General features: G+C 34.1%; 9 protein-coding genes, 1 pseudogene and 1 riboswitch. Of the genes and pseudogenes, 7 read left to right on the forward strand and 3 right to left on the reverse strand.

The features are described from left to right. Window positions 1-2 precede the first annotated feature (2 nt). Both AC1DIT_RS23475 and AC1DIT_RS23480 read left to right on the forward strand, forming a co-directional pair. Entirely contained in the window at window positions 3-1049 is a 1047-nt protein-coding gene (locus tag AC1DIT_RS23475; protein ID WP_476998444.1) for a HAMP domain-containing sensor histidine kinase, read from the forward strand. Between the two features lie 83 nt (window positions 1050-1132). Next, the gene (locus tag AC1DIT_RS23480; protein WP_016114426.1) at window positions 1133-2032 is read left to right on the forward strand and encodes a M23 family metallopeptidase; all 900 of its coding nucleotides are present in this window, start codon (window positions 1133-1135) and stop codon (window positions 2030-2032) included. Window positions 2033-2073: 41 nt separating this feature from the next. On the opposite strand, the gene AC1DIT_RS23485 is transcribed toward AC1DIT_RS23480, so the two are convergent. Next, on the reverse strand, window positions 2074-3369 hold the full coding sequence (locus AC1DIT_RS23485; protein WP_016114427.1) for an Nramp family divalent metal transporter: 1296 nt from the start codon (window positions 3367-3369) through the stop codon (window positions 2074-2076). Window positions 3370-3919: 550 nt separating this feature from the next. Between AC1DIT_RS23485 and trhO the strand changes: the two genes are divergently transcribed. Then, complete coding sequence (gene trhO / locus AC1DIT_RS23490; protein ID WP_476998445.1) at window positions 3920-4894, forward strand: oxygen-dependent tRNA uridine(34) hydroxylase TrhO; 975 nt, start codon at window positions 3920-3922, stop codon at window positions 4892-4894. Window positions 4895-5040: 146 nt separating this feature from the next. Here the strand turns inward: trhO and AC1DIT_RS23495 are convergent, their stop codons facing one another. Next, on the reverse strand, window positions 5041-5586 hold the full coding sequence (locus AC1DIT_RS23495; RefSeq protein WP_077295455.1) for a GNAT family N-acetyltransferase: 546 nt from the start codon (window positions 5584-5586) through the stop codon (window positions 5041-5043). 172 nt (window positions 5587-5758) lie between these two features. Here AC1DIT_RS23495 and panE point away from each other — a divergent pair, with 172 nt between their 5' ends. From panE to AC1DIT_RS23510, 3 genes and pseudogenes are all read left to right on the forward strand, one after another. After that, window positions 5759-6673: a 2-dehydropantoate 2-reductase gene (gene panE / locus AC1DIT_RS23500; RefSeq protein WP_033671120.1), complete on the forward strand. Its 915-nt coding sequence runs from the start codon at window positions 5759-5761 to the stop codon at window positions 6671-6673. 150 nt (window positions 6674-6823) lie between these two features. Next, entirely contained in the window at window positions 6824-7099 is a 276-nt protein-coding gene (locus AC1DIT_RS23505; RefSeq protein ID WP_016114431.1) for a hypothetical protein, read from the forward strand. A 64-nt stretch (window positions 7100-7163) separates the two neighbouring features. Next, window positions 7164-7322: pseudogene (locus AC1DIT_RS23510) on the forward strand (phospholipase); the annotation flags it as partial. Window positions 7323-7740: 418 nt separating this feature from the next. On the opposite strand, the gene AC1DIT_RS23515 reads toward AC1DIT_RS23510, so the two are convergent. Beyond that, window positions 7741-10173, reverse strand: a complete 2433-nt coding sequence (locus AC1DIT_RS23515; RefSeq protein WP_016114432.1) for a PAS domain S-box protein — start codon at window positions 10171-10173, stop codon at window positions 7741-7743. Window positions 10174-10551: 378 nt separating this feature from the next. Next, window positions 10552-10700: riboswitch (cyclic di-AMP (ydaO/yuaA leader) on the forward strand. 141 nt (window positions 10701-10841) lie between these two features. On the opposite strand from AC1DIT_RS23515, the gene AC1DIT_RS23520 reads away from it, so the two are divergent. After that, window positions 10842-12668 (forward strand): APC family permease, encoded by a 1827-nt coding sequence (locus tag AC1DIT_RS23520; RefSeq protein ID WP_016114433.1) that lies wholly within the window; start codon window positions 10842-10844, stop codon window positions 12666-12668. The last annotated feature ends 637 nt before the right edge of the window (window positions 12669-13305 follow it).

Here is a 13305-nt window from a genome sequence, read left to right on the forward strand (position 1 = left end):
GGATTAGGATGAAATTTTTTCTTGCTTTTATATGTAGCATTTTATTCGCTACCATATGCATTATACTATTTCAAAGTTTGGTTGGAAGTATATATGCAGATGTTGCTAGGTACGAAGAAAAATATTCCTTTATCTATTTTGTTATTTTTCTCATTTTAACCTCACTCTTTTTCTTATTATTGTCAAAGAGTACAGTAAAACGAATAGAACAAATCAATCATAGTGTGAAACAAATAAGCAAAGGCAATTTAGAAGTACATATACCTGTTTTGAAAAGTGATGAGATTGGAGAATTAGCAACGAATATTAATGGGATGGCTGAAAGTTTAAAGGAATCGATTGAGAAAGAAAAACGATCACAAGAAATGAAAAATGAAATGATTCATAATATCTCCCATGATTTACGAACACCTGTAACATCTTTAATAGGTTATGTTGATTTAGTAGAAAGTAAGCTTCATTCAAATGTAGAGGAATGCAATCAATATGTAGCAGTATTAAAGCGAAAAAGTGATGAGTTAAAGAATCAAATAGATGATTTACTAGAATATTGTCATATAAACTACAAGGAAATTCAGTTACATAAAGAGATAATAGGAGTTAAAGCATTAATAGAACAAATCATGATTGATTTTGTACCACAATTAGATGAGGCAAAGCTGCACTTTGAGATTGAGTGTAAACAAAATTTGCAAATTGAAGCGGATATACATGTAATAGTAAGGTTAATACAAAATGTGATCAGTAATAGTATTTCGTATGGGAAATCAGGAAAGAAAATTATCATTCAAATTCTACAGAAAAAACCGAATGTCGAAATAAAAATTAAAAACTATGGACAATGTATCTCAAAAGAAGATCTTCCATATATATTTGAAAAATTTTACCGTGGAGAAAAATCAAGGAATGCTCATACTGGTGGAAAAGGAATGGGGCTGGCTATTGCTAAAAGTATTGCTCAGCTTCATGAAGGGGATATAACGGTATGTAGTAGCAATGAAGAAACAACATTCACGATCCTCTTACCAGAATATAAAGAAGAATTGTAAGAAAGTCGTAAGTATTTCTTTCATAGGTCTTAAAATTTGTTTTGTATCATAACGAATGAAGATATAGAAACGGAGGATACAGCATGTGGAAGAAAATAATACTTACAATTTTATTTATCGTTTTGTTTATAAGTTGGGGATCAATTTATTTTGCTAGGGGTGTTGTATCAATCTTCGCTTGGTGGGGAGTACAAGTTTTTAGTGTTTTTTCTATCATTATCCTAACCATTTCAGTTATTTTAATTGCACGAAATTTATTTTCTAGAAATTGTTTAGATAAAACAATTATTTTTATTTTTGTTTTATCCATAGTTGGAGCTTGGCCAGCATGTTGGTTTGCCGGGATAGGGCAAATTGCTTATCCAGCAGATGTTCATTCGGCAACCCCGAAAGCAATGGTTCGTCTTCCGTTGAATCAAGCCGCGTTAGTCGGATGGGGAGGAGATCGAATCGAAACAAACTATCCTCACGTCATGGTACCCTTTGAACGCTGGGCATATGATCTTCTTGTTCCTCCGGCTGGGATAAAAAGCTCAAAGCTAGAAGACTACGGTATATATGGAGCAGAGGTAATCACTCCGGCTTCTGGAATGGTTGTATCCATCAATAATGATGAACCTGACTTGAAACCGGGAACTGATGACTTTGATTCTATGACTGGCAATCACATATACTTACGCTTAGATGAAACAGGAACATATCTTATTCTTGCGCATTTGAAGAAAGGATCGGTACGAGTGAAGGAGGGACAACATGTAACAAAAGGAGAAAGCCTTGCCCAAGTTGGAAATTCAGGAAGTTCCAGTGAGCCACATTTGCATATTCATCATCAGCGGCAAAATCCATCCAATACGAGCATGTTTCTTTCGGAAGGCTTGCCATTATATTTTCGGGATATTGATGGGCCAGCTATGCCAAAAGGTGGCGTTCGTATGGAGAATGGAAATGAGGTACCGGTAGGAGATGTTATTTCACCTTTCTAATAAAAATTCCCCTCTGCATTTCAAGCAGAGGGGAATTTTTATTAACCAGTAAATGTTTGATACAGTAAGAAAATGTTTAAAGCAATAATGAGCCCGGCAATTAACCAGGCAATTGCGTTTGTAATGCGATGATTCACTAGTACACCCATAATCTTTTTGCTACTTGTAAACATAATAAGAGGTACTAATGCAAATGCGATTCCAAATGATAGTATAACTTGACTCATAACAAGAGCGTAAGTTGGATTCACACCTAAAGCGATAATAACAAGGGGCGGGATCATTGTAATAAAGCGTCTTACATATAAAGGAATATGCATGCGGATAAATCCTTGCATAATAATATCACCAGACATTGTACCGACGGAAGAACTAGATAAACCAGCAGCCAACAATCCAATTCCGAAAAGGCTGGCTGATACAGGTCCAACTAAGTTGCTAAATTCATTAAAAGCAACGTCTAAATCTTCAACATGTAATCCGTTTTTGAAGAACAAGGCAGCTGCTACGATTAGCATACTTGCGTTAATTGCTCCAGCAATCACCATTGCAATAATGATATCAATGAATTCAAAGCGAAAAATCTTTTTGCGCTGTTCATCTGTTGTCCCAACTACGCGGCGCTGCGTTAAGGCAGAATGTAGATAAATTGCATGTGGCATTACTGTTGCACCTAAAATCCCAGCTGCAAGTAAAATACTATCTATACCCTGAAATTTAGGAATAAATAGTCCCGAAAGAAGGGGACTTAGCTCTGGTTTCGCATAAAACATTTGTACACCAAATGCAACAACAACAATAAAGACCATCCCTGTAATAACAGCTTCTAATGGGCGGAAGCCTCTGCGCTGAAATTCAAGAATAATGAATGATCCGATTGCTGTGATTAAAGCAGCAGGTAACATTGGAATGCCAAATAGCAAATATAATCCTAAAGCAGCACCGATAAACTCGGCTAAATCAGTAGCCATAATAACGAGTTCACCCTGTATCCATAAACCAATTGAAACGGGTTTTGGGAAATGTTCGCGAGCAACTTCTGGAAGGTTTTTACCAGTAGCAATCCCGAGTTTCGCTGATAGAGACTGAATTAAAACGGCCATTAAATTGGAAGCGAGAATTACCCAAAGTAGTAAATAACCATATTGTGATCCAGCTGCAATATTTGTAGCGAAGTTCCCTGGATCAATATAAGCAACAGATGCGATGAATGCAGGTCCTAGAAAAGGTAATAATTTTTTTAGTCCCTTTGTTTCACCACTTAAAGCTAGATGAGCAGATTGAACGGTTGTACTTTGAGAAGGGATATGTTCATCTTTTGTTATATTTTTATTCATAGTAGTTTTCCCCTTTAGTTTCTTAGCATGATGCAATTATTGTATTTATTCTTACTATCTATTTCAATACATTTAGATGTTTTAGTTGATTTTTTTATTTGAACACAAATGTTTCCTTAATGCAAATTATATGACAGTGTACAATAAAAGGTGTGCTAGAATTGAGGAATAGATAATTATTTAACAAAAATGAATAAAACATCGAATATGTAGTTGTAACTTTTTGGAGTTTAGGTGGATAAAGAGAGTTAATCTATAATATGGATTAGAAAAAGGCATGTTTTTCAATGATAAAATAGAGAACACAGCATATTAATTGCTGGAAACCAATTTGTATGTTATATAATATATTGGGATTACATCACAACTCTATTGGATTGTGATGTAATCTCGTTTTTCATTTGCGTTAACTTATAGGAAAACATTGCAAATAGGAGAAAGTTATTTGAACAATAGTTAACATATCTTTTCTTATTCTTATATGTTCCGATATGATCGTTAACTTATACATGATTTTAAAATATCGAATTAGATAGGTGGTAAAAATAAAATGTCAAATACAAAACCAAACAGAGTGTTACTGTACTACATGTACACTACAATTGAGAATCCGGAAGAATTTGCTGCTCAGCATTTAGAATTTTGTAATTCACTTGAGTTAAAAGGAAGAATTCTTGTAGCAGGAGAAGGAATTAATGGAACTGCTTCAGGTACTATTGAACAAACAGAGAAATATATGGAAGCAATGAAGAACGACCCACGTTTTACTGGAATCGTGTTTAAAGTGGATGAAGCTGATGAACATGCGTTCAAAAAAATGCATGTGCGCCCTCGTTCAGAGCTTGTTACACTTCGTTTAGAAGATGATATCAATCCGAAAGAAACAACAGGTAAGTATTTAGAAGCAAAAGAGTTTTATGAAGCAATGAAGGAAGAAAATACAGTTATCATAGATGCAAGAAATGATTATGAATATGAGCTAGGGCATTTTAGAGGCGCGATTAAACCTGATATTAAATCATTCCGCGAATTACCAGATTGGATTGATGAAAATAAGGAAATGTTCGAAGGTAAAAAGATTTTAACATATTGTACAGGTGGTATTCGCTGTGAGAAGTTTTCAGGATGGTTAGTGCGTGAAGGATTTGAGGATGTAAGTCAGCTTCACGGCGGGATTGTAACGTACGGAAAAGACCCTGAAGTGCAAGGTGAACTATGGGATGGACAATGTTACGTATTCGATGAGCGTATTGGTGTACCAGTAAACCAAAAAGAACATGTTATTGTTGGTAAAGACCACTTTACCAAAGAACCATGTGAGCGATATGTAAATTGTGCAAATCCAGAATGTAACAAACAAATCTTATGCTCGGAAGAAAATGAAGAGAAATATTTACGTGCATGTTCACACGAATGCCGTGTACATCCGCGCAATCGTTATGTGGCAGAGCATGAATTAACAGAAGAGCAAGTGGCTACTGCATTAGAAAAAATTGAAGAAGAAAATAAAGTTAAACTAGGATAATATTTCATTTTAATAAAAAAGCGGATCTAATCGTAAAAGAGAGGATCCGTTTTTAAAATTTCTATTTAGATAATGAAAAAGACTACACATTGCTTGTTTGCAGCAGCTTGTATATATAGTTCTTGAATTTCTAAAAAGAAGAGAAGCTACTTACTTTTGTTATAATCAGATCTTGTTAAACCATAAACAACAGTATCTTCATAAACTCCCCAGTACAAACAACTTTGTTTAAATGTTCCTTCATATTTCAAGCCTAATTTTTGCATAACTTTAGAAGAAGCTGGGTTTTTAGTGAAAGCATCGGCGTAAATACGATTTAGCTGTAATTCTTCAAATGCATATGTAATGATGACCTGACCGGCTTCCGTGCAGTATCCTTTACCCCAATATGATTTACCCAGCCAGTATCCTAATTCTCCTTTATTGTGTTTTTTGTTAATAAAAAGGTAAATACAACCGATGAGCATATTTTGCTCATTAACCATTGCAAAGTGAAAACTGTCTCCCTTATCCATAGCTGTATGAGTAGAGGTAATCCACTCTTCTGCCCAGCCATCTGGATAAGGGTGAGGAATAATTGTAGTAGTTTTCGCAACCTCTTTATCGCCTGCTAATTCTTGAACTCTCGGAGCATCATCTAATTCAAATGGGCGTATTGTTAATCTTTTAGATAAGAACATTGGATATTGTATTTCTTCTCATCCTTTCTAACTATACAAGTCTTTACTAAGTTTATAATACATAATTTTTAAAATAAAACCTTATCAAAAAGTTGAATCTTCTGTTTAATTAACGAGTCAGATGTATAATATAGTTATGCTACAAGGAAGTAAAATTTTCATGTTTGGAAAAGGGGAGTTCTATATGCGTATTTTAGTACTAGGAGCTGGAGGAGTCGGAGGATATTTTGGAGGCCGTTTAGTAGAAAAAGGGGAAGACGTTACTTTTCTCGTTCGTAGTGGGCGAAAACAACAGCTTGAGAAAAATGGTCTTGTTATTCGTAGCATAAATGGAGATTTCTCCTTTATACCACAATTAATCACAAAAACTGAATCCGCAGATCCATTCGATTTAATTTTATTTTCAACAAAAACTTATCATTTAGAAGAAGCAATAAACGATTTGAAGCCATTTGTTGGTGAGAACACAATTATTATACCACTACTAAATGGTATAGCCCATCTATCTGCATTACAACGGGTATTTGGTGAGGATAAAGTTATTGGAGGTTTGTGTTTTATTGAAACAACATTAAACGGTGAGGGAGATGTTGTTCAAACTAGCTCTGCTGACCGACTTGTATTTGGGGAAATTAAACATCTACATACAGAGCGAATATATGGGATTGCCAATACATTAAAGGGTACAAAAGCAAGTTTTGTTTTGAGTAATCATATCGTGCAAGATATGTGGCATAAATATTTATTTATTACTGTTATGTCAGGTGTGACTACGCTAATGCGCGCACCAATAGGACCAATCCGTGAAAGTGATGGGGGACGGGCCTTGATTCGGAATTTATTTGAAGAAGCAGCACAGATTATGAAAGCATCTGGAGCCCCAATTCAGGATAATATTGTTGACGAACATATGAAGACGATTGATAAGATTTCATATGATATGAAATCTTCTATGCAGCGGGATATGGAGAAAGATTCACCTATCGAGGGGGAGTACTTACAAGGATATTTGTTGAAATTAGCAAAACAATTTCATATAGATGCGCCATTGTTAAAAATTATTTATCAAAATTTAAAAGTTTATGAAGAGATGCTGTAAGCGAACATTCCAACAGTCTATAGAGAGATTCGTAGACCTGCTGGTGTGACGGGTTTTTGAGGAGACATTTCCAAGTGAGTTACTGTAAATGAGATATAATTGGCTTGTTGTCTCTTGAAACAAGCTACAGCATAAGGAGAGGTGATTGCATTGATTAAATTTGTCCAAGTTATGTTCGGTAAACCTTGCAAAAAAGGTGATACGTTCCAAATTAAATTTGCACGTTTTGTTTATTGGAGTGCAATTGTAGGCTACTTTTTTGCGGTGATTCTTTTTGGGATAGCTTCACTTTTTAATAAAATATTCATTCCATCCCTTGTAGGCTCTTTGTTGTTTCCGTTTATATTTAGATTGGTTTATTATGTGAATTTAAAAATGAACGGTCTCAAAAAAGAAGGTGGATATAAAAAAGTACAAATTAGGTAATTGTATATGAACATTCAATATTTTATCCCGCTATTCGCCGATAGTAAGACTCTCACCTTAAAGTTCAACGAAAGGTTGGTTCCTAAAAGCAGCTGTATCACAAAATTCTGCTGATAAATGGCGTGCTGAAGTAACACCGGTAACGGGAAAACGTTTAATGGAAGAACAGCGTATTACAGATGGATATATCCATTTATGGTTTGATACGTACGTGAATCAATAAGAAATAAACTTATACATGACACAAATTAATATGAAAAGAGAGGAGCTCTTACCAGAAAGGTCCTCTCTTTCTTTTTCTATTAAGTTCATTTGATCGATCTGTGTATTACAATCATGTTTGGTATACCAATTGTCTGTGCGACAAGGATGACCTTATTAAGATACGGCAACGATTCTAGGAATAATTCACCATATCTAAAAATTTTCCCATTTATGTTTCAAATTTGCTAGTATTTTTACACCATCACCAGCTTCTAATAGATATTGTTCTTTGCTTTCGAAAAACAAATTATTCATAATATTCAAAAGCGAAAAAGTTTCTTTTTCTAAACTATAGAAAAGAAACTTTTTCGCTTTTGAGATGTTTTTATTTTTCATTTCATGGTGAAAGGGTGTACCTAAAAAGATGAATAAGAGCTTTAATTTTTGAGAGTAGCTATGGGAAGATTTATATTAACTATTGTTCCTTTCCCAACTTCGCTGTCAATAAGTATCTTTCCTTCGTGCTTTTCAATCATTTTATAACAGATCATTAATCCTAAACCGATACCATCTTCTTTAATACTATAAAATGGCTCTCCTAGATAAGGTATACGATCTTTTTCAATTCCGCATCCGTAATCAGTAAATCGAATGTTTACCTGGTTTTTATCAGATATATATTCGATTTGAATCAAGATTTCCCCTCCCATTGCTGTCGCTTCAATCGCATTTTTTAAGATATTTATAAAAACTTGCTTTAATTGATTTCCTTCACAAAGGATGAATGAAGTATCAGATGTAAACTCAGTTGTAATTTGTATGTTGTTCATCATTGCTTGAGGCTGAAGTATCATTACAACTTGTTCCATTAATACATTAAGATCATTTGTTTTAATTTCTAACGCCTGAGGCTTTGCTAGCGCCATAAATTCATTTGTAATACTGTCTATTCGCTCAATCTCTGATAACACGATATCTATATAATGCTCATTGTTCTTATTTTCTGTTGATTTTAGTAAATGCATGAATCCTTTCATTGCTGTTAAAGGATTGTTAATTTCATGGGCAATTGCAGTGGCTAATTGACCTACTACAGCAAGTTTTTCCGATTTTCTTAATAATTCTTCTGTTTTTAACCGTTCCGTGATATCTCGAGAGATACTCAAGAAAACGTTTTTGCCATTCAAGTTAAAAACACGGACACCAAACTCAGTTGTTATTGTTTTTCCTGTTGGAAAAACAAATTCATCTTGCAAAGTGAAAGAAGTTTGCCCTTCTCTAATTTTTTCTATTACTCTTTTGACCATTGGAGAATCTGGCGGAACGGTACTAGGAAATGGCATCGAGAGAAGCTCTTCTCTACTATATCCAAATCTTTTACACCCAACAGGATTTACCTCTATAAATCCTGTTGGAAGTTGATCCTCATTCAGCTCTACTACATATACTGCGTCAGTTGCTTGTTCGATTAGTGCACGGTATTTCATTTCACTGTCTTTTAATTGTTGATGTAATCGATGGAGTTCTCTTTCTGCTTGTTTCCTTTCAGAAATGTCTCTACAAATTCCTGATAAAGCAATTACATTGCCCCTTAAATCTAGAATGGGTGAAACCGTCAAGCTTACATCAATGAGAGTTTTGTCCTTGCGTTGTCGCACTGTTTCTAACTTAGTAATAAGAGGATCTTTTGCGGTAATGTTTTTAATATTTTCTAGAGTTTGATCCATTAAAAAATCTGGTACGCAAGGTAATTTTTCCCCCAAGATTTCTTTTTCTGACCATCCAAATACCTTTTCATAAGCTTTATTGGCTTGTATCATGTGTCCGTCTAAATCAAATATAGTGATAGCATCTACGTTATGATTTATAAATGATTCCAGCCGTTCTTTCGTCACCTTTAGTTCATCTTCCGCATTTTTTCTTTTCGTTATATCAACAGTAGAACCAACTACCTCAATAACTGTTCCTTCTCGTTTAACAGGCCTAAGAGAGAAAAGGATAATAGTCTCATCATTTGGCCATGGCAGTTCGAAATTGACTTCTTCACCATCCCATGCCTGTTGATAATATTTTAGTAGTCGAGGAAGTAAATGAAATGGAACAATGGAAGAATCTATGGTCAGTAAACTTTTTCCTACCACTTGTTTGGAGTGAAACCCATGGTGATAAAATAACTGTCCATCACATAAAGTGTGGATAAAATCCCCATTTTCTTTTTTAAACTTAAAAATACCTCCTTGCAATTCATGTACGGTATCCCTTAATTCTTGCTTAGATTCTAGTAATGTTTCATTCGCTTTAGTTAAATTTTGTGTTAAATAATATAATTTTTGATAGGACTCCATAAGAAAAATACTGATCAATAGTCCAGAAGATATAAATAATGTACCTTGAATGTCAAAAAGTATAAGAGGTATAGAAGGAAAAAAGAATCCGAATACCAAATGGATCATAGCTATATAAACAGCTAGATAGAGAAAGACTCTCTTAAAGGGATGAAGCTTCTTGAGATATGTTTCAAAAATAGTATATATAGTAGCTATTCCTAAAGACACAATCAAAGATGGCCCCCAATTACCACCAAGATAGAAAATGCGCATAATTATAATAAATGTTATTGTAATCCAACCAGCCGTACGACCAAAATAAATGTACGAAATTATAAGAGGAGCCATTCGGAGATCATAAAACAATCCCATGTGCTTAAAATTAAAGACCATCAAAATAGCAGCTATGATACCGGCAACTACTCCTCCATATAGCTGGTTTAATTTAGAATTAATATTCAAAATCAACACTCGAATAAATATAGCTGAGCTAACTAGGAAAGCAAAAATGGATAGATTAATGAAGAATCCTTTGAAAATCATGTAATATTCCTCCTCCTATTGAATATATTCGACAAAAAGTAAGGAAATCCTACAAATAAAACGGGTTTTAGATTTAATATTTCGAACAATAAGAGTATTAATAGGGGAACTGATAGAAGTAATCGATGGGTCTAGATATATGTATACTGTAATTGAAAAAAGATGAAGTCTATTCATTAATAGATAGCATATATATAAATAATTTGATTGTGGTGCAAAAACTTCAAAAGCTAATTTTATATGATGCATTATATTCATTCACGAAGTAATATCCTATATAATCATCACAATTTTTCTATTTCTAAAAATTTAAGCTATTGCTTAAAAATTTTTGTTTACTTTTTCTAAATAAGGGAGTATGATAATCGACAGTTTCAAATTTCTAAATCGCTGAAACCTAATGGTATGGGGGAACCGTTTTTGTGGATTGATACATAATCCAAGGGGTGAATCCTTGCAAAAGAGGTAGGGCTACTCACAGGCCCGAATCCGACAGCTAACCTCGTAAGCGTTATATGAGAAGGAAGGTGGAGCTTGTGCGACAAAAAAATTAATGTCTACAAGTCTATTTGTTATGGCTTGTAGACATTTTTTGTTTTCTGAAAAATAGTTTATTAATTTGACTAAAAGAGAAATGTACGTACAAAGTTATTGGAGAGTGGACAGCAGTGGTTTCAACTATAAAGAGGTTTTTAATTGGAAGACCATTAAAATCAACCGAATTAGGAGAGCAAAAGCTTAATAAAACGAAAGCGTTAGCGATTCTATCTTCTGACGCATTATCATCGGTTGCCTATGGTCCGGAGCAAATATTAATTGCTCTATCTACAGTGGGGGCGTTAGCATTTTGGTATTCTATTCCAATCGCAATAGGAGTCTTAGTTTTGCTAACAGCTCTAATTTTGTCTTATAGACAAATTATTTTTGCGTATCCTCATGGGGGAGGAGCGTATGTAGTATCAAAAGAAAATTTAGGTGTGAATCCAGGATTAATAGCTGGAGGTTCCTTATTAGTAGACTACATTTTAACGGTGGCAGTAAGTGTATCTGCAGGTACAGATGCACTTACATCAGCTTTTCCTAGTCTACATGCTCATAATGTGGTTATTGCTATTATCTTTGTATTATTTATTACAATTTTGAACTTAAGAGGAGTAACGGAATCAGCTTCTGTTTTAGCTTATCCCGTTTATTTATTTGTTTTAGCGTTATTTATATTAATCGGTGTAGGTATATACAACATTGTAACAGGTGAAGTCTCACCTAATTTGCATACACCAATTGGTACACCAGTAGCAGGGGTTAGTTTGTTTTTACTCTTAAGAGCATTTGCATCAGGTAGTTCTGCTTTGACAGGTGTTGAAGCCATTTCCAATGCGATTCCAAACTTTAAAGATCCGGCTCCTAAAAATGCTGCTAAAACGTTACTTGCGATGGGCTCCTTACTTGCAGTGTTATTTTCAGGAATCGTATATTTAGCTTACTATTATGGTGTTACTCCAAGTGAAGAGGTAACAGTTGTTTCACAAATTGCCGAAGAAACATTTGGACGGAACTTCATGTATTTCTTTATTCAAGGAACAACAGCGTTGATATTAATACTTGCTGCTAATACTGGTTATTCTGCTTTTCCTTTACTAGCAGTTAATCTTGCAAAAGATAAGTTTATACCTAGAATGTTTACAGTTAGAGGAGACCGATTAGGGTATTCAAATGGAATTATCATACTTGGAATTGCTTCAATTCTTTTAATTATTGCTTTCCAAGGGCAAACGGAACATCTCATTCCACTTTATGCAGTAGGTGTGTTTATTCCATTTACGTTGTCCCAGTCTGGAATGGTGGTAAAATGGATTCGTGAAAAGCCTAAAGGGTGGATTTTAAAATTAACGATTAATTTAACGGGTGCTATTATTAGTTTTATAGTTATGAGTATGTTCTTTTTAACTAAGTTTGCACAAGTTTGGACAGTGTTAATTTTCTTACCTGTCATTATCATTGTTTTTCATCGAATTAGAAAGCATTATGAAGCAGTAGGTGATCAATTAAGTCTTAGAACTTGTGAACCAATTGTGCCGATTCAAGGGAATGTAATCATTGTTCCTGTTGCTGGCATGACTCATGTAGTAGAGAACTCATTAAATTATGCTAAATCCCTTTCACCAGATCAGGTCATAGCTGTTTATGTTTCTTTTGAAAGAGAAGATGAGAAGAAGTTTGAAGAAAAATGGAAGAAATGGCAGCCTGGAGTTAGGCTGGTGACACTACATTCTCATTACAGAAGTATTATTCAGCCGCTAACTAAATTTATTGATACAGTTCAATATAAAGCTAACGAATCAAATTATCGGGTTACTGTAGTAATACCGCAATTTATTCCTAAGAAAGGTTGGCACAATATTCTTCATAATCAATCGAGCTTACTGATTCGCGCATTCTTGCTGTATAAGAGAAATGTAGTTATTACGACGGTACCTTATCATTTGAAAAAATAAAGATTATAGAACAAACAATTTCTAAGGTAGCTTTACTTATGTAGAGCTACCTTTTTATATTAATAGATTGTATACCTAATCTTTGTTTTAAATTTGGTATTTCGAAGCTGTTTACGATCCCAAAATTTATTTTTCCTAACGTTGTTAAAATTCCTCCCGTTTATTTTCACCAATTCTTTGAACGACCTCGGTTTTTTAAATGATTATCCATATTTTATGAATGTCTTTAATTAATACAATAAAGATATATAGTTTTTGATTTTTCCTTTAAGAATATTATTCCAAAAATGAATTTTCCACATCTACATTCTCCATTAAGTAAAAGGGTATAGTTTATATATGTTTCTCCATCCCAATCTACATTTTTAAGAAGTAATGATAAGAAGGGAAAGGATTTGGTTTATAGAAGTGTAAGGAGAGGCTATATTCGTGCACAAATAATTTTAAAAGTATGCCAGGAAATCTTTGATTTATCAAGAAAAATGTAATTTAAAATCAATAAACTGGGGCACATTCTCTCCAGCACTTGCGAGTAATCTCCCGTTTGGATCAGTCACCACAGAAAATCCATCGAATTCAGTCCCTACTTCTATGGGCCAATCCTCTAAAGCCTTCTTCAGTTGATTTTGATTAATCA

The sequence above is a fragment of the Bacillus sp. 05T22 genome (genome assembly GCF_056396765.1).